General features: G+C 38.1%; 25 protein-coding genes. 5 read left to right on the forward strand and 20 right to left on the reverse strand.

Annotation, left to right across the window (positions count from 1 at the left end; translation table 11 throughout):
• Nucleotides 1-347: 347 nt before the first annotated feature.
• Nucleotides 348-434 carry a putative holin-like toxin gene (locus tag D2A30_06685; GenBank protein ULL21281.1) on the reverse strand — a complete coding sequence of 29 codons (87 nt, stop codon included), beginning with the start codon at nucleotides 432-434 and terminating at the stop codon, nucleotides 348-350.
• Between the two features lie 389 nt (nucleotides 435-823).
• Between D2A30_06685 and D2A30_06690 the strand changes: the two genes are divergently transcribed.
• Nucleotides 824-1,705, forward strand: a complete 882-nt coding sequence (locus D2A30_06690) for a CPBP family intramembrane metalloprotease (GenBank protein ULL21282.1) — start codon at nucleotides 824-826, stop codon at nucleotides 1,703-1,705.
• 22 nt (nucleotides 1,706-1,727) lie between these two features.
• Here D2A30_06690 and D2A30_06695 read toward each other — a convergent pair whose 3' ends face one another.
• From D2A30_06695 to D2A30_06710, 4 genes are all read right to left on the reverse strand, one after another.
• On the reverse strand, nucleotides 1,728-2,564 hold the full coding sequence (locus tag D2A30_06695) for a DUF975 family protein (protein ULL22008.1): 837 nt from the start codon (nucleotides 2,562-2,564) through the stop codon (nucleotides 1,728-1,730).
• A gap of 220 nt (nucleotides 2,565-2,784) precedes the next feature.
• Nucleotides 2,785-3,654 carry a DUF975 family protein gene (locus D2A30_06700; protein ULL21283.1) on the reverse strand — a complete coding sequence of 290 codons (870 nt, stop codon included), beginning with the start codon at nucleotides 3,652-3,654 and terminating at the stop codon, nucleotides 2,785-2,787.
• Between the two features lie 124 nt (nucleotides 3,655-3,778).
• On the reverse strand, nucleotides 3,779-5,167 hold the full coding sequence (locus tag D2A30_06705; GenBank protein ID ULL21284.1) for an amino acid permease: 1,389 nt from the start codon (nucleotides 5,165-5,167) through the stop codon (nucleotides 3,779-3,781).
• A gap of 174 nt (nucleotides 5,168-5,341) precedes the next feature.
• Nucleotides 5,342-7,003, reverse strand: coding sequence for a hypothetical protein (locus tag D2A30_06710; GenBank protein ID ULL21285.1), 1,662 nt, complete (start codon nucleotides 7,001-7,003; stop codon nucleotides 5,342-5,344).
• A 154-nt stretch (nucleotides 7,004-7,157) separates the two neighbouring features.
• Here D2A30_06710 and xth point away from each other — a divergent pair, with 154 nt between their 5' ends.
• Both xth and D2A30_06720 read left to right on the forward strand, forming a co-directional pair.
• Nucleotides 7,158-7,985: an exodeoxyribonuclease III gene (gene xth / locus D2A30_06715; protein ULL21286.1), complete on the forward strand. Its 828-nt coding sequence runs from the start codon at nucleotides 7,158-7,160 to the stop codon at nucleotides 7,983-7,985.
• A 103-nt stretch (nucleotides 7,986-8,088) separates the two neighbouring features.
• The gene (locus D2A30_06720; protein ID ULL21287.1) at nucleotides 8,089-8,988 is read left to right on the forward strand and encodes a cation transporter; all 900 of its coding nucleotides are present in this window, start codon (nucleotides 8,089-8,091) and stop codon (nucleotides 8,986-8,988) included.
• 15 nt (nucleotides 8,989-9,003) lie between these two features.
• Here D2A30_06720 and D2A30_06725 read toward each other — a convergent pair whose 3' ends face one another.
• The 10 genes from D2A30_06725 to D2A30_06770 all read right to left on the reverse strand — a co-directional run bounded on the left by D2A30_06725 (nucleotide 9,004) and on the right by D2A30_06770 (nucleotide 17,128).
• Nucleotides 9,004-9,357, reverse strand: coding sequence for an arsenate reductase family protein (locus D2A30_06725; GenBank protein ULL21288.1), 354 nt, complete (start codon nucleotides 9,355-9,357; stop codon nucleotides 9,004-9,006).
• Entirely contained in the window at nucleotides 9,354-9,848 is a 495-nt protein-coding gene (locus D2A30_06730) for a methylated-DNA--[protein]-cysteine S-methyltransferase (GenBank protein ULL21289.1), read from the reverse strand. Before D2A30_06730 ends, D2A30_06725 begins: the two co-directional genes overlap by 4 nt.
• Nucleotides 9,848-11,026, reverse strand: a complete 1,179-nt coding sequence (locus tag D2A30_06735) for a phosphoglycerate dehydrogenase (GenBank protein ULL21290.1) — start codon at nucleotides 11,024-11,026, stop codon at nucleotides 9,848-9,850. The genes D2A30_06730 and D2A30_06735 overlap by 1 nt, the downstream gene beginning before the upstream one ends.
• A gap of 53 nt (nucleotides 11,027-11,079) precedes the next feature.
• Complete coding sequence (locus D2A30_06740) at nucleotides 11,080-11,637, reverse strand: GNAT family N-acetyltransferase (GenBank protein ID ULL21291.1); 558 nt, start codon at nucleotides 11,635-11,637, stop codon at nucleotides 11,080-11,082.
• Nucleotides 11,637-12,728 (reverse strand): 3-phosphoserine/phosphohydroxythreonine transaminase, encoded by a 1,092-nt coding sequence (locus tag D2A30_06745; GenBank protein ID ULL21292.1) that lies wholly within the window; start codon nucleotides 12,726-12,728, stop codon nucleotides 11,637-11,639. Before D2A30_06745 ends, D2A30_06740 begins: the two co-directional genes overlap by 1 nt.
• Before the next feature lie 262 nt (nucleotides 12,729-12,990).
• The gene (locus D2A30_06750) at nucleotides 12,991-13,749 is read right to left on the reverse strand and encodes an amino acid ABC transporter ATP-binding protein (GenBank protein ULL21293.1); all 759 of its coding nucleotides are present in this window, start codon (nucleotides 13,747-13,749) and stop codon (nucleotides 12,991-12,993) included.
• A 17-nt stretch (nucleotides 13,750-13,766) separates the two neighbouring features.
• Nucleotides 13,767-14,438 (reverse strand): amino acid ABC transporter permease, encoded by a 672-nt coding sequence (locus D2A30_06755; protein ULL21294.1) that lies wholly within the window; start codon nucleotides 14,436-14,438, stop codon nucleotides 13,767-13,769.
• Between the two features lie 12 nt (nucleotides 14,439-14,450).
• The gene (locus tag D2A30_06760) at nucleotides 14,451-15,140 is read right to left on the reverse strand and encodes an amino acid ABC transporter permease (protein ID ULL21295.1); all 690 of its coding nucleotides are present in this window, start codon (nucleotides 15,138-15,140) and stop codon (nucleotides 14,451-14,453) included.
• A 72-nt stretch (nucleotides 15,141-15,212) separates the two neighbouring features.
• Nucleotides 15,213-16,094, reverse strand: a complete 882-nt coding sequence (locus tag D2A30_06765; GenBank protein ULL21296.1) for an amino acid ABC transporter substrate-binding protein — start codon at nucleotides 16,092-16,094, stop codon at nucleotides 15,213-15,215.
• A gap of 26 nt (nucleotides 16,095-16,120) precedes the next feature.
• Nucleotides 16,121-17,128, reverse strand: a complete 1,008-nt coding sequence (locus tag D2A30_06770) for a uroporphyrinogen decarboxylase (protein ID ULL21297.1) — start codon at nucleotides 17,126-17,128, stop codon at nucleotides 16,121-16,123.
• A gap of 372 nt (nucleotides 17,129-17,500) precedes the next feature.
• On the opposite strand from D2A30_06770, the gene D2A30_06775 reads away from it, so the two are divergent.
• Entirely contained in the window at nucleotides 17,501-18,403 is a 903-nt protein-coding gene (locus D2A30_06775; GenBank protein ULL21298.1) for a LysR family transcriptional regulator, read from the forward strand.
• Nucleotides 18,404-18,599: 196 nt separating this feature from the next.
• Here the strand turns inward: D2A30_06775 and rsmI are convergent, their stop codons facing one another.
• The 4 genes from rsmI to D2A30_06795 are packed head-to-tail and all read right to left on the reverse strand — an operon-like array spanning nucleotide 18,600 to nucleotide 21,322.
• On the reverse strand, nucleotides 18,600-19,463 hold the full coding sequence (gene rsmI / locus D2A30_06780) for a 16S rRNA (cytidine(1402)-2'-O)-methyltransferase (protein ULL21299.1): 864 nt from the start codon (nucleotides 19,461-19,463) through the stop codon (nucleotides 18,600-18,602).
• Nucleotide 19,464: 1 nt separating this feature from the next.
• Entirely contained in the window at nucleotides 19,465-19,782 is a 318-nt protein-coding gene (gene yabA, locus D2A30_06785) for a DNA replication initiation control protein YabA (protein ID ULL21300.1), read from the reverse strand.
• Between the two features lie 23 nt (nucleotides 19,783-19,805).
• The gene (locus D2A30_06790; protein ID ULL21301.1) at nucleotides 19,806-20,687 is read right to left on the reverse strand and encodes a DNA polymerase III subunit delta'; all 882 of its coding nucleotides are present in this window, start codon (nucleotides 20,685-20,687) and stop codon (nucleotides 19,806-19,808) included.
• The gene (locus tag D2A30_06795) at nucleotides 20,684-21,322 is read right to left on the reverse strand and encodes a dTMP kinase (protein ID ULL21302.1); all 639 of its coding nucleotides are present in this window, start codon (nucleotides 21,320-21,322) and stop codon (nucleotides 20,684-20,686) included. The genes D2A30_06790 and D2A30_06795 overlap by 4 nt, the downstream gene beginning before the upstream one ends.
• 142 nt (nucleotides 21,323-21,464) lie before the next feature.
• Between D2A30_06795 and D2A30_06800 the strand changes: the two genes are divergently transcribed.
• A complete protein-coding gene (locus D2A30_06800; GenBank protein ULL21303.1) occupies nucleotides 21,465-22,331 on the forward strand; it encodes a YitT family protein in 867 nt (288 codons plus the stop codon).
• Between the two features lie 669 nt (nucleotides 22,332-23,000).
• Here D2A30_06800 and D2A30_06805 read toward each other — a convergent pair.
• Entirely contained in the window at nucleotides 23,001-24,272 is a 1,272-nt protein-coding gene (locus D2A30_06805; GenBank protein ULL21304.1) for a toxic anion resistance protein, read from the reverse strand.
• Between the last annotated feature and the right edge of the window lies 1 nt (nucleotide 24,273).

The raw sequence follows: 24,273 nt of genomic DNA on the forward strand, positions 1-24,273 counted from the left end.
TATTCAAAAGTTAGGGAAAAACTGCATACACAACACAATTTATAACTCAAAAAATCTCCCAAAACGTTGATTTGACAGCGTTTAGAGAGCTTTTTTGTTTTTTAACTGATAAACTCGGGAGTAACACTTTTTTGATGATGTAGATAAAAAATTGTCAAACAATTTTAGTTTATTGTATAATAAGTTTGAAAAAGGGATTGAGCGCCAACTCAATCCGCCATGTTCGTTTCCTTCTGTTTTTTGGGGGAAACGACCTCAAACAGTCTCGCAGACTGTTTGAGCATTATAAAGACGGTGGCTCATACTACGGAAATACTCCGTCCTACTCGCTCAAAAATGGGGACGGATTATTTTTTGTAATCTTTGAAGATTTTATAGCACAAACCTACTAAGGCGATGGTGAAACCACCAAAACTCAATAGCGTTTGTACCACTTCAAATGTTGATAACTCAGCCTCCGACGTTCAATTTTTGAAACGATATTTTTCAAAAATTGAACTAGTGCGAACCTTAGACAAATCGCTTAGGATTTGTCGTTACTTGATGAGCAAGTTTACTTGCCATCAAGTTTAGGTTAGCCTCTCACTTAGAAAGTAACCACCGTCTTTCTCCTACATCCATTCATGGATAGAGGAGCACTTTTCTACTGTTCAATTTTACCATATTTTCCACAGGTTTTACTGTGGATTTTTTGTTTGAATTTTACCATTCTCCGTGTATTATTTTGAAACGTTCAATCTTTTACATAAAAATAAGCCTAGAATATTCTAAATTAATATGGTAAAATAGTAAACTAGTAAAGCATCTGTGAGGTGGACCATATATGAAAACAGAGTTTATCAAAGAAAAAGCTAAATCAGCGTTTAACCTTAATGCGTTTACTTCACCATTAATGGGGATGATTTTGTTGATTGTAGGGGAAATGCTTGGATTAATTGTGTATGCTCCGATCATTCCATTTATTCCGTATGATAACAGTCCATTTCTTTCGCTTAGCTTAGATTTATTTGCTTTTATATTTATTAGTTTGGTTGTGATTCTCTGGTCTCGCTGTGTTGAAAAAAGCCCGTGGTTAGGACTCGGGTTTACTAAAAAAGGTGCTGGAAAAGATTTTCTACTCGGTTGGGGAATCGGAGCTACAATGTTGACCACGTGTACACTCATCATGTGGGGAATGGGTGCGATTGAATTTACTAGCACCCAGTTCTCTATAAAATTACTCGGAGAATTCTTTATACTAATCCTAGCTTGGTCAATCCAAGGTACAACAGAAGAGGTATTATCAAGAGGATGGATGTTTTCATCACTTTCAGCCAAACACACTATTCCTGTTGGTATCCTCATTTCCTCGCTCTTTTTCACATTTCTTCATTTAGGAAACCATGCTATCTCACTCATACCGCTTTTGGATCTCACATTGTTTGGTGTTTTAACCTGTTTGATGATGCTCAAAACAGGTAATATTTGGACAATTGGTGGCTTGCATGCTGCCTGGAATTGTTTCCAAGGAAATGTCTTTGCATTCCCAGTTAGCGGTACACAAGCTGGACATGCCTTTATACAAGTTGGTATCACAGGACCTGAATGGCTATCTGGCGGTGATTTCGGGGTCGAAGGTTCTGTAATTAGCTTGTTTGTTCAAAGTGGAATGATAGCTTGGCTTGTCTATGACCTCTATTATAAACATAAAAGAAAATCCTTATAAACAACAAAAGACTGTTGACGATTCACTCGCTAACAGTCTTTATTTTTGCTTTTATAGCTTCGTAAAAAATTGTCCTAGCTATATGGTAATATGGTTGAACAAAAATAGACAACAAATGTAAAGTTACCAATTCACCGACAAACCAGCCTAGAAACGATAGATCTAGACGAATTCGTTGCCAATAGTTTCCTTTCATTAAGAGACGACTCTCTCTTAATACATTCAGTGGGTTGGTGTAACTTGCATTATCTAAATGATCAAACAGGACAAAAACAGTCTGAGAATAGGCATAGTAAACAAGAAAATACAAGACGATGCCAACTATAAATAGAATCGCTCCTCTAGCCATCAATTGATCAGGCTGATGAGAAGCCAGCTCTGCCATTGCCCCAGGAGAAAGCACCATCAAGCTCCTCATAGTAAGACCGCTAAGCCATAAGGTGGAACCTATCGTGGCGGGTACACCTGCTACCATGAGAATCAAATACTGAAAGAGTAAGGTCATGCAAATAGGTTTTGCCCAATCCGATTTGAGTAGTGAAAAGTAATCTTTCAGAGTAACTTCCTGTCTATCACCTCTGAATAATTCCAGCAGATGAAAACAAGCAAGCCCGATCAAAAGCTGTAATAAAAGACGGATTCCTTCACGAGAAAAATAAGCTAATGTAACAGATGAAACTAAGCGACTCTCTACCAATGCACTATCTTGTCGTAGACTCAGAAAAGTAAATAGACGAAAAATAGTCGTTGATAAGGCATAGCATATAGCTAGCAAAATGGATGGTAAGAACAGGATCGTTGTCCCCTTGGTTCGCTCACGAATAGCCATCGCTCTAGATACGATATTGTTCGTCGTCATTTCCATCTCCCTTCCATTTTCGTTCCTTATGCATCTGTTTTCATATTGGAAATCATCGTTCTATACACTACTACGTATTTGATAAACACGCACTTTTAACTATAGTATATTACTTTTTTCATCTGTTTTCCATTAATTTCTATCGAAACATGCTAAAATCCCTTCGATTTAAAGGGATTCGCTGCGGTTTATCGATTAAAGTGCTTGTGACACTCACAACTTAAGTAGGGGTTGAGGTAACGAGTGTTTTTTCATCGGAAAAAACCAAAGGATTCTTAGCTATTAAATCTTCATAAAACAGCGCTTGACAGGTCCAATAATAAGGGAATACATAGAGCCCTAGGAGTCCTAACGTCAAGATGACGCCAATAAACCAGCCAATAAAAGAAAGATCTAACAAGAATCGACGCCATTTATTCCCACTCATCAATTGCCAACTTTGTTTAAATATCTTGAAAGGTGATGTGTACATATCCTTATCCAAATAGTCATATAGCAAAAAGGAGACCTGACTGAGCCCATAATTAATATATAAATTCAAAACAATCCCAACTAGCATAAGTATGAGGCCCAAATACAAATTTGTCGAATTGAAAAGGCTCGAAAAATCTGGAGAATATCCAACAGGCGCTTCAAGAATAAAAATTGAATTATAAAAGGAAAGTAATATCAATGCAACTCCGACTGTAGTTGGAAATGCAGCAACATAGAGAAAAATTTGTTTCAATAAAATAGTCACTACAATCGGTAAAAAATTTTTACCATCAAGCAGAGAAAAGCAATCTTTGAACGAAACGATACTTTTCTCATTACGGACCACCCTAATCAATTGAAAATAAGCTGTTACAAGCAAGCATTGTACTAAGAAATCAAAGAAGGGTGACGGACCAAGTGAAATATAATGAATAGTGCGTGTCACACCATTTTTCACAAAAGTATTTCCCCATAAAACAATACCTGCCTGTCCCCACATCCGATCTAAAACATCTGATAGAACCATAATGAGAACAGGTGCTAAAAATAAGGTCATCATCCCATCCGTACTTTCACGAATGGCTGTTGCTTTAGCACGAATGTCTCGATTTGACATCGCACTTCTCCTTCCATATTTGTGTCTCTCATTAAATATATTATACTATCTTATTTTTTAACTTTCTAGTATTTCTATAAAAAAATTGTAGAAAAAATCCCTTCAAATAAAGAAGAGATAAACATTATTTTGCTTCAGAATGACCATAGCCATAGAAGAAATAAATGAACATACCAATTACTAAGGCAATTCCAAAAGCTAACCAAGTATCAAGACTGTATTGGAACATAAAGGAAAGACAAATCAGAATTGATAAAATAGGCAATAAGGGTACCAGCGGTGTTTTAAACTGACCTTCTTTTGGCAACCCATCTATTTGTCTAAGACGAATGATTCCGACTGCTAACATCATCAAATAGGCTAAGGTACAAATATTCAGAAAGGAAGCAATGGTTGCTAAGGGGAAAATACCCGCACAGATCGCCGCAAATATTCCAACCAGTATCGTCGCATTCTTAGGAACCTTACTGGTTTTGGTCAATTGACTCAAGGATTTCGGCAATAATCCATCGCGACTAATCGAATACACCATCCGTGAGAGAGCATAAGTCATCGAGATGCATACTGTAATCAAGGTCAGAATGGCCACAACAGAAATATAGCTTGCTGCCCAACCTAAACCAACCTCTCGCAAAGCAAAAGCAACCGCATCTGCCACATTCAACTTAGAATAATGCACCATTCCTGTTAAGACTAATGTCACTATAATGTACAATATTGTGACAATGAAGAGGGATAAGACGATTCCCTTTGGCACATTCTTTTCAGGTGTTTTTACCTCATCTATAGCTAGCGAAATGGATTCAAAGCCAAGAAAGGCAAAGAACATGAGAGAAGCTCCTGCCATTATACCTGCTTGGCCACCGTAAATCGCTCCAAACCCAAAGGGCGCAAAATCAGCCCAATTGGACGGTTTGATAAAGAACATACCAGCAATCACAAACAAGACCAAGGCAGAGAATTTTAAGATAACTAAGGCTGAATTAAAACGAAGTGCCGCCTTAGAATTTAGTAAAACAACCCCTATTACGAAAAACAAGACCAGAACTGGTAAAAGGTCTACATAAGTACCCGCAGCAGGGTCGAAGGTACCATTCAATGCAGTTGGCATTGAAATACCAAAATGAGCTAAGAGTCCTTTCAAATATGCACCCCATCCCGATGCAACACTCGAAACAGCTGTCAAGAACTCCATAATGGTCAGCCAACCAGCAATCCAAGCAGGAAATTCTCCGAAAACCGTGTAGAGATACCCATAAGCTCCGCCGTTCGTAGGTATTCGTGAGGCAAATTCAGCATAGAATAATGCTGTCAAACCAACTGAAATTGCTGCTATGACGATAGAAATAATTAAGGCAGGACCAGCATATTGGGCAGCAGCCAAACCCGTCACTGTAAAAATACCTGTTCCCACCATTGAACCAATCCCTAAAAAGATCAAATCAACCAAACTCAAGTGACGCCGCATTTGATTACTACGCTCCCCTACCTGTTTTTTCCTCAACAGATTCATAAACAACTCCTAAACCATAGATTGTTGATAAGTTATCATCCTAGGTACACGTTTTCATTGAGTATCACTAGAAAAAATCACAACACTCGATTATACAATAAAAACCAGCATTTCGCACGAAAATAAAAAAAGTGGAAGTTTGTCTGACATCATCAGACAAACTTCCACTTCTTCTTATTCAGGATTGATGACAACCTGTTGCAAGTAATTCTTTTTATCCAATTGACCAGTAAACTGATCGCCTACCTTGATAAATGGCAACTGGTCTGTACTGTCTTCAGTAGCCTTAACCTTATAAATCTTGCCTTCCGATTGGATATAATATACCGTTGACCCACCGATCATTTGGCTGGCAACTGCTTCCACCTTGCCCGTTACCACTTCAGTAGGTTGACTCGAATCTCCATTTGTCGTAGTTGCAAGTCCAGCTAGACTAGAAGCATCCCTACCAGTAACTTGTGAAATTAAGCTGGCCACTTCATTGTTCACTGTGACTTGTTGGTAATCTTCTGCATCTACCAATGCATAAGATTTAACCAAACCAGCATCATCTTTTAGGGATACCAAATAGTAAGCTGTATCCGCTAATTTGACTAAACTTGGAGCGGTTGCTTTGTAGCCTTTTTCCTGCACTTCCCCTTCTGCTGACTCTTGAGCAGCTGACTCTGTTGCCGAAGCCAATTTGTAATTAGTAATTTCACGAGTACGCATATTGACTAGGATAAAACCAAGGTTTGATGAGTCCGCTGTCGCTGAGGTAATACCGGTATAGAGATAAATATCTGAACCGATGGAAATATAATTATAACTGTCCGTAGTATTTTTCACACCTGTTTGGCTGAAAATGGTATTCCAAAAACCATTCTGGTAGGTGTAATGATCATCAACACGACTGATGACATTTTCAGCAGAATAAACTCGGTCCACCCATTCAGGAATCTCTTCAAGACGATACTTCTTACTTTCTCCTGTAGCTGCATCTAACACAATAGCACCAATTGGATCATGTGAGGACAGTCCAAATTTTGGCTCGTATATCGTTGCAATATAGTAGGGATTCCCTTTGTCATCCACTTCAAACGAAGGCTTACCAAAAATAGTTGTTGGGTACTGGAGACGAAGATGTCGCAGAGTATCATTAAGTAAAAACTCAGAATCAGAGTAATGCATGGCTTCGTTCAACTTGGCAAGTTCTGCCTTACCTGTCGTCTGATTAACTTTTACATAGTAGCCAATACCATCTTGGTGATTGCTCAGCCATTTCCAAAAACTCTTATACTCCAATGGAGACACACGAAACGGTTGCTGTCCGATTGTAATTTGGCGGTAATCATTCGAAATACCAAACTGTGAAACCTTATCGATGGTACCCAGATAGGTATCACCAATCTTTTCAGCCGACGCACGATCTAAAAGTGCCAATTTTGAAATATCTGTCTCAGGAAAATCTGTCTTAAAATCCGCTTCTTCCACAGTCACTACTGAAGCATAATCTTTCGCACGAAAAATATGAGAATTGATGATCCCTAGAACTATAATCAGCAAAACAAATACAACCCAAACACGGCCCAACCAACTGAGATAGGTCGGCAATTTCCCCGACGAAAATTGGTAAGACTCCACTTGACGATTACGACCTGAAACCTTGGTAACTTTCCGAATCGGACTAATTTTGCTAGTGGTTGCGAGTACAATCCACAGCAAGCCAAAAGACTGAAGTATGAAAAACCAAAATTCTAGACTCAGAAAATTGAAAGCTGGTAGCTGAAACCAATAGTAAACAAGGATTTCCAAAATGAGAGCAAGCCAGACAAAACCAATCAATATTCTTTTCATATATACCTCCACAAACATTAATTTATTGGTTATATTATAACATAGTTTTGGTATTTGCATACAAGTAACTAAAACATATTTCCAAACTCCCTATTCGCTCGGAGTCAGTATTTTTGATATAATATTAGTCAGAACAAACTAGAAAAGGAACCATATGAAACTTATTTCTTGGAACATTGATTCCCTAAATGCCGCTCTTACAGCTGAATCTCCTCGTGCATTGCTGTCACGCGCCGTCATCGAAACTCTTGTAGCAGAGGACGCTGACATCATTGCAATTCAGGAAACCAAGCTATCTGATAAAGGACCTACTAAGAAGCATCTCGAAATATTAAAATCCTATTTCCCTGACTATTTCAATACTTGGCGCTCATCAGTGGAGCCCGCTCGCAAAGGTTATGCAGGAACACTCTTTCTCTATAAGAACCACCTCACTCCTACGATAACATTCCCTGAGATTGGGGCACCAACCACCATGGATGCTGAGGGGCGCATCATCACGCTTGAGTTTGATGACTTTTTTGTTACACAGGTCTATACACCAAATGCAGGCGATGGTTTGAAGAGATTGGCTGACCGCCAAATTTGGGACCTTCAATATGCTGCCTACCTTTCACAACTAGATCGCCAAAAACCTGTTCTCGCAACAGGCGATTACAACGTTGCGCATAAGGAAATCGACCTTGCAAATCCAGCAAGCAATCGTCAGTCCCCAGGTTTTACAGATGAAGAACGTCAAGGCTTTACAAATCTATTAGCCCATGGTTTTACAGATACCTTCCGTCATTTGCATGGTGATGTTCTTAACGCCTATACTTGGTGGGCACAACGTAGCCGTACCAGTAAAATTAACAATACTGGCTGGAGAATTGATTACTGGCTAGTTAGTGACCGAGTAGCTGATAAGGTTACCAAATCGTACATGATTGATTCTGGTGCTCGTCAAGACCATACACCAATTGTGATGGAAATTAACGTTTAATCCCCTTACAAACCTAGCAAAAGCTAGGTTTTTAAAATCTACAGATTTGTAAACGGTTGCGAAGTATGGTATAATATATATATAAACTAGTAAAGGAGGAGTTATGAATCATAAAAAAATCGAAAGAAAATCTCTTATCGTGTCCTCAATCGTAAATGGATTGAGCGGAACAGCGGGTCTTGCTGTGTACATCATGACAGGATTAAATGCACTGCTCTTAGATGGTGTCTTTTCACTCATTGCTTTTGTTTCCTCCATGGTGGCCTTTTATATTTCAAAAAATAGCCATCGGAAAACAACTACTTTTCCACAGGGACTCTACTTTTTAGAACCTCTATATGCCATTATGAAATCACTCGCAACCCTGCTATTATTATTATTTGCAGTATTAGAAACAAGTGCTACTGCTTTTGCCTATTTCGTCAACGGGATTGGTCATACAATGACCACCGGCCCAGTTGTTCCCTACACAATAACCATGTTCCTTGTTTGTATGGGACTCTATTTCTATAATCGCCACATGAGTGCAAGATTAAACCACATGTCCATCATTATCCAAGCAGAGTCTAAGGGAAATTTAGTTGATGGACTTATTTCAGGAGCCATCGGTTTGGCTGTCATTCTTCTTCACTTCATCCCAATCAGCAGCCCACTCGGTTTTTTACATTACACAGGGGACTTTTTCCTAACTGTGGTACTAGCTCTCATTTCCTTTAAAGAACCATGGGATGGGCTGGTTGTTTCCTTTAAAGAATTAGCAAATGGAACCATACAAGCACCCGAAATTCACGATTCCATTTATCAAATTTTAGAAACCTATTTAGATGACCATACGGACAATATTGAAATACATATTTTCAAGCAGGGAATAAATATAAGAGTAAAGATTAACCTGCACAATGTTCAACATGAAATTGTGAGAAAACTGCTCGAAGATAAGCAGCAAATGATCTATTTACTAAAGAAGAAGCACGAATACATTTCCGTCGAATACGCATTATAAAAAAATCTCGATCTTTCAAAGGTCGAGATTTTCATATTTGGTTCGGTAACCAATTTGTAGAATTTTACCGTCTTTGATCAACAAAGGGCGTTTGATAAGCATACCATCATTTGCTAGTAAACCAAGTGCATCTTCTAAAGTCAGACTGTCAAATTTATCCTTCAAACCTAACTCGCGATAGCTATTTCCGGAGGTATTGAAGTATTTTTTCAATTCAAATCCTGTCGCCTCCATCCAGTCTTTCAATTGACTTGCACTTGGTGGGGTCGTTTTGATATCAATCGCTTCGAATTCCACACCTAATTTGATTAACTCAGCCTTAGCTGCACGACAAGTAGAACATTTTGGGTATTCATAAAATAAAATCATTTCTTAACCTCAAATCCTGGAATTTCATGTTGCAAGAGCCAGATTTTCTTGTCCAGACCGCCAGCATAACCTGTCAATTTTCCATCCCCACTCAATACTCTATGGCATGGAATAATAATGGATAGGGGATTACGACCAACCGCGCCACCAATCGCCTGACCTGATTGAATACCAAGTTCCTTGGCAATTTGCCCATAAGTAGTCGTTTGACCTGCAGGAATTTCTTGCAATATCTTCCAAACTCTTAACTGAAATGCTGTCCCTCTTAGATCAAGTGGCAAGGGACTAAAATCTGGATTTTCCCCAGAAAAATAGCTTGTTAACAAGTCACATGCTTGCTCTAAGACATGATGAGAAGTGACAGATACCTCTTCCGTCACTCCTTTTTCATAATACTTCTGTCCCTCAAACCATGCGCCTATCAAGCCTTTATCACTAGCAATAAGGGAAATTGAGCCTAAGGGACTCTTATAGATTTGCTTATATAGCATTATTTATGTTTAATTACACGCACTTTTGTAATCGCATCTGTCGCCTTGAATTTTTCGACCAATTTAGCAATTTTTGTTTCATCAGATTCATCTAAATCCAACAATGTATAGGCGTAATCACCTTTAGATCGGTTAATGATGTTATCGATGTTAATCTCCAATTCAGATACAGCCGTTGTAATATTTGCAACAATATTTGGCACATTTTTATTGATCAAGGTAATACGGTACGGTGCATCCAAGAACTGTTTCATATTCGGGAAGTTAACTGAATTAATGATTTCACCAGTTTCCATAAAACGACGAATGGTCTGACCAGCAGCAATAGCACAATTCAGTTCAGCCTCTTCTGTTGATCCACCAACGTGTGGAAAGACGATAATGTTTTCTTTGTTGAGAGCTTCCTCAGTACCGAAGTCGGTAATATACTTCTTAATCACACCCGCTTCAATTGCCTCGAAAAGGTCTGCATTGACAACCAATTCGCCACGAGCAAAATTAATGAGGGTTGTTCCTTTTTTCATCTGTCCAAAACTATCTGAATTGAAAAGTCCGCGAGTCTTATCTGTCAATGGTACATGAACAGTAATGTAATCGGCGTTGGTGAAAATTTCCTTTAAATCATCCACACGTTTGACATGGCTTGAAATCGTCCAAGCTGTTTCAACAGACACATAGGGATCATAACCAAGAACATTCATTCCCAAACGACGTGCATCATTAGCAATACGGGCACCAATTGCACCCAAGCCGATGACACCCAAGGTTTTTCCTGAAATCTCTGTTCCTGCAAATTGTTTCTTACCTGCTTCAACTTGCTTTGGCACATCGTCTCCTGAAAGGGTGTTAGCCCATGCAGTCGCACCGATATAGTCACGAGCTGACAAGAGGATGGAAGCAATAACTGCTTCTTTTACCGCATTGGCATTGGCACCAGGAGTGTTGAAAACCACAATTCCCTTCTCAGTTGCTTCTTCAATTGGAATATTGTTGGTTCCAGCACCTGCACGAGCAATCGCTTTAAGATTTTCAGGAAAATCAAATCCATGCAAGTTTTCAGAACGAATAATAAAGGCATCAGGATTATTTGCATGATCTCCATCAATCTGGAATTTATTGCCCAATTCTTTCAGGCCAACTTGGTTGATATTATTAAAAGTACGTACGCTAAATACCATTTATTTTTACCTAAAAAGGCGGAATAGCTACCGCCTTTTCTTTCTATATTTCATTAATTTTTTCCAAGTAACCAACGGTCGTCTTCATCAATCTCTTGATAAAGACTACGTTCGTTCTTGTGTTTGATTTTTTGATAGGCTAACCGTTCTCCATCTATTGGAACCTTTCCACAATAGACATAGCCCAGTTTTTGTAATATATGTTGCATTACCTTATTTTGCTCATGAGTATCACAGCGGAAATCTGGTCCTTTTTGCCCCTCAATTAAGCCTTGCAAAAAAGTTTGAATAACTCCCTGACCACGAAACTCATTCGAAGTTGCTACTCTATGGAAAGTGGTATAGATAGGATTGTTATAGTGCCATTTTCCATCGTAAATTGCCTCATACTCTTCTTCCTGGCCACGGTTAACCGCTGCATAAGCAGCCACTTTTCCGTCCACTAAACCAACATACCCACGTCCGGAAAGGATATCGTCAAAGACATTGTCTTTATTGGGATACTCTCCCTGCCATTGATGAATACCAGAAGATGCTAGAAAATCCCTAGCTTCTTCAAGAACATTGACAATAGCCTCTATCTCGTTTGGATGCGCTAATCTAATTTCCATTAAGCATTCTCCGCAGCAAATTTCTTCATGAATTCGATTAAATCAACCACTCCTTGACGTGGGAAGGCATTGTATAATGATGCCCGCATTCCGCCAACTGAACGGTGACCTTTGATATTCTTAAATCCAACTGCAGTTGCTTCTTTGACAAATTTTGCATCCAATTCTTCGCTTGGTGAAACAAAAGGAATATTGGATACTGATCGCTCTTCTTTTTTGCGAACAGGATTTGTGTAGAAATCAGACTGGTCGATATAGTCATAAAGCAAACCAGATTTTTCACGGTTGATTTTTTCCATCTCATCAACACCACCAATTTCTTTCACCCAATCAAAGACAAGTTTAGAAATATAGATAGAGTATGCTGGCGGGGTATTATATAGAGACTCATTTTCAGCTTGAATACGGTAGTCCAACATGCTTGAAAGCATTGGCTGATCATTGAGGAAATCCTCACGAACAATCACCACAGTCACACCTGCAGGGCCAATATTCTTTTGGGCACCAGCATAAATCATGGCAAAATCTTCAACATTATAGCGAGCTGCTAAAATATTTGAAGACATGTCAGCAATCACTGGCACACCATTGGTGTCAGGAATATCATATACTGCTGTTCCTTCAATAGTGTTATTTGTTGTCAAATGCACATAGGCTGCACTTGGATCAATATCATGTTTATCGAAAGTTGGCAATTCTGCATAGGTAATATCTTCAGTTGAACCAAGCAAAATTGGTTCAAAGGCAATAGTTTTAGACAACTTCACTGCCTCTGTATACGCTTTTTTCCCCCATGAACCACCTGCAAGATAGTAAGCTTTTTTGCCTTGAGCGAAGTTGAGCGGAATCATTGTGAATTCTAATGATGCTCCCCCTTGCAAGAAAATAACTTTATAGTTATCAGGAATCGCCATCAATTCACGAAGTGTTGCCTCAGCACTCTTTATAATATTATCAAAGTCCTTGGAGCGATGCGACATCTCCAAAACACTCATTCCCGAACCATTGTAGTCCAAGAATTCAGCTTGGGCGCGTTCAAGTACTGGTTTTGGCAATACTGCAGGACCTGCAGAAAAGTTGTAGATTGTCATAAAATCCCTCCAATATGTTAGTCTGTTCATTGTATCACAAATATTCAGACAATTCAATAAAATGTTTTAATTTCATAAAAAACATTCGGTTTTAGGCCTAATATACTTACAAAACTAGACTATTTATCCCGATTTCAATGTTTTTTCTTTTATATTCTCCCACATAGTTCATAAAAATGCAAATTTATACACCATACATTAACAAATAATGAGAAAATACAACTTTTCAGGATGAAAAAAATGACTAGCACTGCTAATCATTTTAGATGACTGGGTCAATATTTAATTCTGGTATGATTCTTGTTAAAAATTGCTTGGTTCGTTCTTCTTTCGGTCGAGCAAAAAACTGTTTGGGCTCGCCCTCTTCGATAATATGGCCTCCTTCCATAAAGATGACGTGATTGGCGACATCTCTAGCAAAACTCATTTCATGCGTAACCACTACCATCGTAATCCCTTCCTGTGCCAATTCTTTCATGACCGACAAGACGTCACCAATTAACTCTGGGTCTAACGCAGAAGTTGGCTCATCAAACAGGATGACATGTGGTTTTACCGCAATAGCACGCGCAATACCTATCCGTTGCTGCTGCCCACCTGAAAGCTGACTCGGATAGCTATCTCGTTTGTCCGATAAACCAACCTTCGCTAGGGCTTTTTCCGCAATTTCTAAGGCTTCAGCTTTTGGAATTTTCCTTGCAATCACTAATCCTTCTAAGATATTTTCAATAGCTGTTTTATTGGCAAATAGATTATAATTTTGAAAAACAAAGGCTGTTTTTTGACGAATCTCTAATACTTCTTTTCGGCTGATTTTGGCCAAATCATAGTTTTTTTCATCCAGAGTCAATTTCCCTGCGTCAGCCTTCTCCAAGTAGTTAAGCGTCCTCAAAAAGGTAGTCTTTCCAGAACCAGATGGACCGAGAATGACAACGACATCTCCCTGATCAACCCTTAAACTAACACCATCCAAAACCTTTTTATCACCAAAGGATTTCTCAATATTTTTAACTTCTAACATAAATTCTCCTATACAAGTTATACATAATTTTCAAGTTTGTTAAATAGAAATTGAATGAGGCCACAAATGAGAATATACATTAAGAAAATGACAAGATACGATTCAAAATATTGATAACCATAAGCTGCCTCTACTTTTGCGATAGCTGTAATATCTTTTACCGTCATGACAAAAACCAACGACGTTCCTTTCACAAGATTGATGACTAAATTACATAAATTTGGAAGGGCTGAGCGTAAAGCTTGAGGAAAAACAATCCGAATGTAGGCTTGACTGTTTGTTAATCCAATGGCTTGAGCAGCCTCTAATTGACCTTTATCAACTGTTAGAATGGCTGAGCGAATTATTTCTGATAGGCTTCCAATGGTCATAAGACTAAATATGACAAACGCATATGCTATAGGAGGAATATTAAATACATTAATCCCAGTTCCCTTGAAAAGATTGTTCAGTAAACTTGGAAAAAGACTGTAAAAAAATAATATCAATAATATTTGTGGTGTTGAGCGAATAAATGCAAGATAAATAATTGAAAAACTAGTTACCCCTTTAACCTTATAGTGACGTCCCAAAGCTAAAAAAAGAGCCGGAAAGAAACTAAGTATAATGGAAACAAGCATGATTCCCAGAGTGACTGGAACACCTGCAAGCGTCTTCAAATACGTAGAAATGATGTATTGAATATCCATATTTAACTCCTTCTATCTATCTGTTTCCAAAGCATTTTCAAGGAATTGATTACCAAGTGCTAAAAGTAATGCTAAAGTCCAATATACCACGGCTACTGCTGTATAGGTTTCTAAGGAATAGTTTCCTAAATTTCGTCCAATCAAGAGATTTCCTGCCCCCATGATATCTGCCAATCCAATTGTATAGGCTAAAGCTGTATCTTTTAATAAATTCAAAATCGCATTACTGATATTTGGAAGAGCAAAACGGAAAGCTTGTGGCAGTAAAATTCTCTGAAAAGTTTGAAATTCTGTCAGACCGATACTTAAACCTGCTTCCATCTGTCCATTCGGTACAGCTAGGTATGCTGATTTAAATACCTCCGAGATCGTGGCAGCATATAAGAGTGTCATAGCAGTTATGACAAAAACTGTACGTGACCATCCGTTCACATCTAAACCTAACCACCATTCTAAGAACTCTGGTAAACCATAAAATACCATGAATAGTAATACAATGGGTGGTGTACATCTCAATACAAAAACATAGCCTTTGGAGATGGAGACAATCACCTCATCTCCATATAACTGTCCCCATGCTAAAAGTGCACCCAATAAACTTCCAATCACAATTGTTACGATTAATATCCATAGTGTTAATGGAAGTGCATAAAGAATTTCAGGCAGAAATTTAAAAACATAAGATAAGTCATACGAAACCATAAACACCTCCAAAATTGTAACAAAAAGGAAAGATCTCAGTATACCATCTGAGCTTTCCCTCAGTTATTTATATTACTTCGTTACGTATGAGAAGACATCCTCTCCAAAATACTCTGTTGACAATTTCGAAATTGTTCCATCTTCTTGCAATTCTTGAATCGCCTCATCATACGCTTTAGCGAATTCCTCGTTTGTAGACGACTTGTGAATGAGTGGGTAGGTTTCAATTCCCTTATACGGGAACCATGTAAGCTTGTCTGCATATTGATGGTAAGCCCCATCTTCATTTGTCACTGCCTTTTCAAATGAAAGTTTGATATCAAAAAATGCATCATAGCGTCCTTCCAATACCCAGGCATATGCATCCGCAACTGTGAAACTTTCAGATTCTGCCAACTTTATCGGAGTTGATGAATCCTTATTATATTCTTGAATAACATTGTATTGGGCATTCTGCGGTGAAATTGGAACTAATTTTCCACCTGCTACTGCAAAAGAGTCAATATCTGTGTACTTAGAACTATCTTCTTTACGAATTGTGAATCCAATAATACTTGCTCCAATAGCATTTTCAGGAATGATAAATTTTTCAGCACGTTCAGCAGTATACCACGCCCCCTTTGTACCAATATCATACTTACCTGATTCAAGACCAATTAACAGATCTTCATCACTCGTTCCAACATACTCAAATTGATAGGCATCCAGTTTCTCATCTATTGCTTTTAGTACTGCAACTTCAAATCCATCACTTTCACCTTTTTCATTAATAAAATCATACGGAGCATAACTCTGTGTATGTGCTACTTTTAATGTAATGACACCATCACTAGTACTACTAGCTGTTGTATTCGATGCACTTTCGGACTTACCTATTAATTGTCTACCTATGATTGTTGCTGCAATTACTGCAATAGCCACACCACCTGTAATTGCCCATTTTTTCTTTGTCATATTCTTCTCTCCTTCATACCGTATCGTTATGCTTGAGCTACAGCTTCACGCACCCATTCAATCCTCTCTGAGCTAATATCACCTGGAATGGTACAATCTGCTCCAATTATGATACCCTGTTTCCCATTCTCCGCTATTAATCGCTTGGCTTCTGCCTGGATCTCCTCTTTACTTCCTGTATAGAGTAAGCTATTTTTGGTATTTTCAAAGCCACCTAAAACGGTTTTTCCACTGAATAATCGTTGCCCATCTTTCAGTGAAATTCCTTCTGGTTTAACCGCCCAGTTCACCACCTGTACTGGATAATCAGTAAAGACCGTCACATCATTTCTTGCCCCCTCATACCCACAAATATGAAGAATATTATTTCCACCAACACTATCTGCCGCCTCAAGTACAATTAAATCACTTTCAGAAATATAGCTGATGTAATCTTGACTTTCAATAGTCTCTGATTGAATATTTTGTGCACTGTAGTAAATACCATCTGCACCCGCTTCCGTTATAACTTTTCTCGCCAGAGTTGCAATGTCATGTGCAATCACTTTCAATACTTCTCTTAATGTCTCAGGATCCTCTTTCAAAAAAGAAGCTACTTGCTCATCACCACCGTCAGTTTTATTGGAAACTTGCCACTTCAAATGAGTTAATGGTGCAAAAATATTATAAACAGAAACAATATCCTCTGTAAAATTTGAACGTACCTGCTTCACCAATTCCACTTGCTGATCGAACCACGGATGATTCTCTCCAATTGATTCAATCGTCGCTAATTCTTTGATGGAAGCAATTCCTTCTTTTATTAATGGATTTGGATAAGAAAAGAAACCATCGCTCATAATCTTTACAAAATCAGGATTGACATCCTCCACAAATTTTTTATGTCCAGCAACATTTTTTGAAAAAATTTCTGGTTGATTAAAACCTTTAAAAAATTCATTTTCACTGGCAAAGTGGTACCAAAATCCAACAGGTACTCGATCAACCTCTTCACCTTTAAAAGCTTTTAAAACTAATTCTCGCTTATTTGTCATTGTATTTTTTCCTTTCGATTTGACATGTTCTTATCTTACCATCACAATTTATACTTGCAAAATCTATATTTTTTATCGTTAGCTATAAGAAAAATTTATTATAAAAACCAACTATCCATTGCTATAGTTTTTAATAATATCGTTTGACATAATACCGTCATTTTCGATGAATTTTATCTATTTTAGAACGATTTACATGACCATTATTTGAGAAAATGTATTTTTGAGATAAAAAATGTTGTGTTTTCATTGGTTTTCTTTTTACCCATAGATAAAGACTATCACATCATAGTTTATTTGTATTGGAGTTTTACCGAAAATACAGGGTTGGTTTTGCTATAATAACACTAGAAATGGTAAAGGAGATGCTACATGAATTTACAACAATGTCGGTATGTTGAAGCAGTGGCACGAGCAGGTTCTTTTAGCCAAGCAGCAAAAGAACTGTTTGTGACTCAACCAAATCTGTCAAGCTCTATCAAAGTTTTAGAGAGTCAACTTGGGGTTCAACTATTTTTGAGGTCCAATAAAGGAGTTCGCCTCACTGAGGAGGGACATGATTTTCTAAAGTATGCTAAAAGGATTTTAGGCGAGCTCAGCCTACTTGAACACCGGTATAATAGTACTTTTAAGAAGAGTTTTACCGTTGCATCTCATCATTATGATTTTTTATCCATCCCTTTGGCCAGAATGGCAGAGCAGTATAAAGAGGACTATCAAGATTTTCAATTAATTGAAACTACTACAAAACGTATCATAGAGAGTGTTGCAAATTTCGAATCAGATGTAGGAATTATCTTTATCAATCAAGAGAATAAAGATATTCTAGAGCGGTCCATCCAAAATCAAGATTTAGAATTTACATCATTAGGAGATTTTCCTACACGTGTGTTTTTAGGGAAACAGCACCCGCTAGCTCAACTATCTGAAATATCTGAGGAAGATTTAGTTGGCTATCAGCAAGTACGATTCCGACAGGATAAATCGGGCATCACTTTTGATGAAGATCCTCTTGAAATCCATAAAAATCAAACAATCATTTATAGTAATGACAGAGGTACTGTAATGAATCTACTATGTGCAAGCAATGCCTATGCCTCGGGTCTCGGAATTGTAAATAGTTTTATCAAAGAACAAATTGTCCTCATACCTTTAAAGAATAGTCCAACCCATACTTTGGGTTACGTGACAAATAAAAAGAAGAATATCACAGATATTACTTTCTCTTTTATTGATGAAATTAAGCTGAGTTTGACACCACATACAACTGCATAAACAGCTTAGAATACATTTTAAAAATGGTTTTTAGGTTGTTTTTTATGCTTAAAAAACACATTGTTGAATGAAGAGCTTTCAGACAAGGAAATGAGATACAGCTTACTAGGATGTTCTAGGTTGGAAATATGACAAGCTGAAAGTGACGATGTATCAAAGCGAATTCAAAAATCAATACAATATAAAAAACTAGGCGTCAGCCTAGTCCATGATAGATATCGTATACTTCTTGTTTTTTTAGTTGGTAACGTTTGGCTACTTCTTTGATGGCCTGATTGGGTTTCCGACCACCTGCAATTTCCTTTTCTACCTCAGCTTTTAAATCCACTTCTTCAGCTGATGGGCGGTCTTCTTCACCAGCTCCTGCTACAATTATCATGCATTCTCCCTTAAGCGGGTTTTCTTCAAGATACGCGAGGAGTTCTGAGATTGAACCTCTTTGGTATTCTTCAAACAGCTTGGTTAACTCCCGAACAATCGTAGCCTGACGATCACCATAAACCGACAACATATTTTCCAAGGTATCAGCCACACGGTAAGGCGATTCATAGAAAATCTGAGTCTCTGGATAGGCTCTTTTTTCTTGAAAAAATTCCTTTTGTTGTCCTGCTTTCCTCGGTAAAAAACCATAGAAAATATGTGGTTGTGGGGCTAATCCAGATGCGATGAGAGCTGTAATCCCTGCAGAAGCACCTGGTAGGGAAATCACAGGAATATTTTCTTCAATTGCTGCACGCACTAAATCGTGACCAGGATCTGATATGGAAGGCAAGCCAGCGTCAGATACTTGAGCAATTGATTGACCAGATTTGAGCCAATCGAGCAAGACAGGAATTTTATCATGAGCATTGTGTTCATGAAAGGAGGTCTGCTTGGTATCAATCTCAAAATGTTTGAGAAGTAAACCTGTGTTCCTGGTATCTTCCGATGCAATGACATCAACTTCTTTCAAGGTCTGAATGGCTCTAAAGGTCATATCCTGCAAGTTTCCAATCGGAGTGGGGACCAGATAGAGGCTCCCGAAGGGCGACTGACCCTTAAATGATTTTTGTAGTTTCATTCTAATCTCGATTCAATAATTCAATACAGAACATACATGGCTCATCGTTATCTCTACGTTTGCCGTATTCATACGTACAGATATGGAAACCATCCTCATAGATATTCTCCAAATTCTCCTTACCAAAGTTTGAAGGCTTGTGTCCTATCTTATCTTCTTTCTCCAAACGCTCACGCAACTTAGAATTTTCCAAGCGTAATCGTGTATTTTCATCAATAACACTTTGAAGATGTTTTTTAATGGCGTCCACATCAGCCAAGGTTGTCAATAAATTTTGTGAAAAATCATCAAGTGCATCAAATAGTTCTTTTTTATCCATTCCTGTCCTTTCACTGATTCGCTTTACATGGTAAGGTATTCTAAACAGTTTTGCAGACTGACATTTGCCTGCCACATTTTCTTGGCTTTCAGGACTCCGTCCATTTTTTCACGAGCTATCATCTCTGTTAATCTTTCTGCAAGTAACAAGCTCAACACATCAAACAAGCGCCCCTGCTCTGCTTTTTCCACCGCTAAAGGAACCAGCACTCCTACTTGTAAATAAGCGCGGTTAGAATCAGTTAAAAGCAATTCTGTAAACTTTTTCGCTTGATCCAGCAAGTCAATAAACGATTTGTTTGTAGCCAGTCTTTTGGCCTCCTCTTGACTAGAAACCAGCCGTGCGATAAGACTCGCTTGTGTTTTCAATAAGCCTTCTTCCTCTAGAAATCTCTCTAAATATGGAAGATTTTGGGGAAATGAGATAATTTGAGTACGACTCTTTATGGTTGGTAAAACAGCTTCTTCTTGATTGGTCAAAAGAAAAATATGGATCGTCGACTGAGGCTCTTCAATAACTTTGAGCAGAGAATTTGCAGCATTCACATGCATTTTCTCAGCATCACGTATGATAAATACTTGCTGGCTAGATTCAAAACCAGACTGAGAGAAGTTCTTGACCAACTCCCGTATCGTATCTGTTTTAATGAAATTACCTTGGGGCGCCACAATGGTCACATCCGAAAAGTCATTTGATTCAATCAACCGACAAGAGCGACACTTTCCACAAGGATGGACACCAACTTTTTCTTGGCAAAACAAAGCTTGACTTAGAAAAAGGGCCATTTCAAAGCTCGCAAAATCACCTGAAAATAGATAAGCATGTGCCAAACGACCTTGTTGTAGAATCGTGACAAATTGCTGATAAACCAGTGGTTGAAGATCTTTTAGTTCCTGAATATTCATACTCTTTCCGAAAACCGTTTCTTAATGACCGCCAGAGCATCCGCAACGACTGCTTCCAACGGTTGACTGGCATCAATTTTTACAAATCGCTCAGGTTCTTGTTCCAATAAGCTGAGATAGCCTTGACGTACCCGACGATGCATATCTGCCTTTTCCATATCTAAGCGGTCCACATCACGATCCGCATTGCGGGCAATTCGTGCCAATCCTTCTTCTGTATCAATATCAAAATAAAGGGTCAAATCAGGTTTTAATCCATCAGTCGCAAATTGATTGAGCCAGTTGATATCAGCCACATTGAGACCACGACCAAAACCTTGATATGCAATTGAAGAATCGATAAAACGGTCAATCAATAGTAATTTTCCTTGAGCCAATGGTGGCAATATCTTCTCTTTTAAATGCTGACGTCGAGCTGCAATAAACAATAACAGCTCCGTTTTGTCATCCATTTCGGTATTTGCAGGATTGAGAATGATATTACGAATCTCCTCTGCAATGGCTACACCTCCTGGCTCTCTAGTTGTCACCACTTCAGGTCCCAGCTCTTGTAAAGCTGGTAATAATTCACGTAATACCGTAGTCTTACCAGCTCCATCCGGACCTTCAAATGTAATAAACATTCCTTGTTTCACTGTCTCTACCTTTCGATTTGCTCATTCATAGTTCTTTTTATTTTACCAAAATCTAGCCAAAAAAGCACTTGAAAATTGACTTGTATTTCTTCACCAAATACCGTACAATGTCAATATAGATTTCTAAGGAGAGTGAAAAAGTATGCTACGTTTCAGAAATATTCTGTTGATTGTATTCGGTGCTGGTTTATTTGCCTTTGGTTTGAACTATCTGATCATGCCTAACCATTTATTTGAAGGCGGTGCGACAGGATTAAGTTTGATTGTTTACTATCTTTTTAAGGTACAGCCTTGGGTAATGAACATTGTCATCAATATACCCTTATTCATCATTGGTTGGAAAATTCTGGGACGAAAAACACTCTATCTGAGCATTCTTGGAACCCTTAGTGTAACCGTTTGGTTAGCCTTATTTGAAAAGGTTCCATTTGCAATTGATTTACACGAAGACCTAATCCTTGTAAGCATCCTTGGGGGATTGCTCATTGGAATTGGTCTGGGCATTATTTTCCGCTCTGGTGGGACAACTGGTGGTAGTGATATTGTTGCACGTATTGGTCACAAATACCTCCCCTATTCTATTGGCCAAATTATTTTCGCAATTGATACCATTGTGTTAACATTGATTGTCCTTATTTTCCAAGATATTCGTCTGGTATTATACACACTTATGATGGTTGGTATCGCTTCTAAAATGATAGACATGGTAGCAGATGGTGGATATGGTAGCAAGGGTGTTATGATTGTTTCTGAGAAATCAGAAGAGCTTGCGCAAGCGATTGACCAAAAAATCGAACGTGGTATCACCTTCATAAAGGCGCAAGGCTTTTATAGCAAAACCAATATCAATATGATTTATTCTGTAATCTATAAAAGTCAGTTACAAGAAATGAAAGAGCTGATTCATCAAATAGATCCGCATGCCTTTATCACCATTACTGACGCACATGAGGTACTTGGCGAAGGGTTTACTTTAGATAAGAATAAACAACCTTTGCAACGTGATTAATAAAACAACATAAGTTAAAAATGGTTAATATAAAAAACACATGAAATCAATGCTTGTAGCAACAAAGATTTTATGTGTTTTTTACTAGCTTTATGCTAAGACTTTTCTATAAAATAAATATACTGTGGCTCTTCTTAACCACCGAGCGATAGGGCAATAAGTGCAATATTCATTTTAATCTATCCTTACTTACTTCTTTTTTCAGATATTTTAGTGACGATTAAGAAAAAGATATAAGATATAATTACAATGTAAGACAGAGGTCTCAAATATTCTTTATCGTAAGATAGGTATGAGTCAATGAACAAGATAATCGCTAAAGAAGATCAACTGATAGCTAGACAAATATTGAAGAAATCAGATTTCATAGGATATCCTTCTTGTAATAAGTCAATTATAAAAAATGATGGATTAATAAATGTAATGTAAGTGAATTCTGAATGCAACTTTATAATTTTATAATAGCAAGTATGTATACCTAAGTCAATCAAAAAGAGGTAACTTTTGTAAACATTTGGGCACAATATCATTCTTTCCAGTCATTTTACTACAAATAAAAACACACGGCACTACATTGGGTATAATGTGGTACTATGTGTTTTATATTCTCTAGGCTAACTTCAAATTGTTAATTAGAAGTTGAGTCATCACACAAACGATATTTGGTTCTTATTGTGGGTTTTCCAATGGTTGCTCTGCCTCTGTTTGTGCTTCTTTTCCTTGGTCTAACAAGGCTGCAATAATTTTTTGGTCGCGTAATTTCACTGAGTCATTGATGGTCTCAGCAGAACGTACGATAGCTGCCTCCAACTCACGACGTTTCTGACGTCCTTCATCAATAGCTGCGATGATACCATTATTTTGGGCAACCAAACTTTCTGCTAATTTGGTAACAGATGCTACTGAAAGAGTCGGATTTTGGGCTATACGTTCCATCATTGGAATAGCTTCTTTTGATGTATCCGCTAGCATTTGAAGTGCCGCATTATTAGCATTGACAATCGCATCTGCCGTTTGACTTGACTTGATAGATTGTTGCAAGATACCCAACTGTGCGATGGACAGTTTCATTGTAGGAATGGTATTGCGACGCAACATTCCTAAGCGCTGTTTCATATCTGACGATACTTTTACTAGGTTACGCATTTGGGGAGTCGTTGTCCAAGCAACATACAAACGGCTCATATACTCAGAATGCTGCTGTTCAAGGATATTTGCCACTTCGGTCACGCGCGCCAATTTCTCAGAAGCAACTTGATACTCAACAGTAGTCGGTGCTAGGTTCGCAATCTGTTCTTGTGCTTGTTTCGCTCGTTCAGCCGCTTCCTGACCAGTCGCTTCAATAAAAGCGATAACTCCGACTAAATTCTCTATCGACTTGGTATTATTTTCAATCAAAAGCTCAGCAGAGACAATATTACGTGCCAACACTTCTTCCTGCTTGACCACACTGGCTGCCATGCTATCCATTTTCTTTTCAATTGTCTGAGAATCAAAGTAGAATTCCTGTAAATCATTCTTGGCTTGTTTGAACAAGCGTTGGAAGAAACCAGGTTTCTTTTCCAATTCCACCGAAGTGGAAATATCTTTATATTTCGCCACAAATCCATTCAATTCACGATTGGTATTGGCCAACAGTTCATCTACCTGTGGAATTTCAATCTTCTTCTGTTCTGACAAAATGTGATTGACCGTCGCGTTGACTTCTTCTACTGCTTCCTTACCAAAATCCAAGAGCGCATTTTGATTAGCCAAGAAATTATCAACCAACTGAGGTGCTTTTGCACGAATACCCGTCTGTTGCTCTAGCGTTAATTGAGCCAAAAACGATACTTTTTGACTATCTCCTGCAGGCGTAGCTTGGATGATTTCTGTCGTCTTATCTTTTACATTCAAACTATTGCTTGCAATCTGATCAATATCAAAATTAAATCCTGACATC

The sequence above is a fragment of the Streptococcus suis genome (genome assembly GCA_022354845.1).
GTDB lineage: Bacteria > Bacillota > Bacilli > Lactobacillales > Streptococcaceae > Streptococcus > Streptococcus suis_AA.

Coding starts and splice junctions, on each gene's coding strand:
- D2A30_06755 (ULL21294.1), bottom strand. CDS start 14,438: ATGGATATTCAATACATCATTTCTACGTATTTGAAGACGCTTGCAGGT.
- D2A30_06760 (ULL21295.1), bottom strand. CDS start 15,140: ATGGTTTCGTATGACTTATCTTATGTTTTTAAATTTCTGCCTGAAATT.
- D2A30_06705 (ULL21284.1), bottom strand. CDS start 5,167: ATGAATCTGTTGAGGAAAAAACAGGTAGGGGAGCGTAGTAATCAAATG.
- D2A30_06740 (ULL21291.1), bottom strand. CDS start 11,637: ATGGAAATTAGATTAGCGCATCCAAACGAGATAGAGGCTATTGTCAAT.
- D2A30_06800 (ULL21303.1), top strand. CDS start 21,465: ATGCTACGTTTCAGAAATATTCTGTTGATTGTATTCGGTGCTGGTTTA.
- D2A30_06700 (ULL21283.1), bottom strand. CDS start 3,654: ATGTCAAATCGAGACATTCGTGCTAAAGCAACAGCCATTCGTGAAAGT.
- D2A30_06695 (ULL22008.1), bottom strand. CDS start 2,564: ATGACGACGAACAATATCGTATCTAGAGCGATGGCTATTCGTGAGCGA.
- D2A30_06735 (ULL21290.1), bottom strand. CDS start 11,026: ATGGTATTTAGCGTACGTACTTTTAATAATATCAACCAAGTTGGCCTG.
- D2A30_06725 (ULL21288.1), bottom strand. CDS start 9,357: ATGATTTTATTTTATGAATACCCAAAATGTTCTACTTGTCGTGCAGCT.
- D2A30_06710 (ULL21285.1), bottom strand. CDS start 7,003: ATGAAAAGAATATTGATTGGTTTTGTCTGGCTTGCTCTCATTTTGGAA.
- D2A30_06805 (ULL21304.1), bottom strand. CDS start 24,272: ATGTCAGGATTTAATTTTGATATTGATCAGATTGCAAGCAATAGTTTG.
- D2A30_06770 (ULL21297.1), bottom strand. CDS start 17,128: ATGACAAATAAGCGAGAATTAGTTTTAAAAGCTTTTAAAGGTGAAGAG.
- D2A30_06745 (ULL21292.1), bottom strand. CDS start 12,728: ATGACAATCTACAACTTTTCTGCAGGTCCTGCAGTATTGCCAAAACCA.
- D2A30_06690 (ULL21282.1), top strand. CDS start 824: ATGAAAACAGAGTTTATCAAAGAAAAAGCTAAATCAGCGTTTAACCTT.
- rsmI (ULL21299.1), bottom strand. CDS start 19,463: ATGAAACTACAAAAATCATTTAAGGGTCAGTCGCCCTTCGGGAGCCTC.
- D2A30_06750 (ULL21293.1), bottom strand. CDS start 13,749: ATGTTAGAAGTTAAAAATATTGAGAAATCCTTTGGTGATAAAAAGGTT.
- D2A30_06765 (ULL21296.1), bottom strand. CDS start 16,094: ATGACAAAGAAAAAATGGGCAATTACAGGTGGTGTGGCTATTGCAGTA.
- xth (ULL21286.1), top strand. CDS start 7,158: ATGAAACTTATTTCTTGGAACATTGATTCCCTAAATGCCGCTCTTACA.
- D2A30_06790 (ULL21301.1), bottom strand. CDS start 20,687: ATGAATATTCAGGAACTAAAAGATCTTCAACCACTGGTTTATCAGCAA.
- yabA (ULL21300.1), bottom strand. CDS start 19,782: ATGGATAAAAAAGAACTATTTGATGCACTTGATGATTTTTCACAAAAT.
- D2A30_06730 (ULL21289.1), bottom strand. CDS start 9,848: ATGCTATATAAGCAAATCTATAAGAGTCCCTTAGGCTCAATTTCCCTT.
- D2A30_06720 (ULL21287.1), top strand. CDS start 8,089: ATGAATCATAAAAAAATCGAAAGAAAATCTCTTATCGTGTCCTCAATC.
- D2A30_06775 (ULL21298.1), top strand. CDS start 17,501: ATGAATTTACAACAATGTCGGTATGTTGAAGCAGTGGCACGAGCAGGT.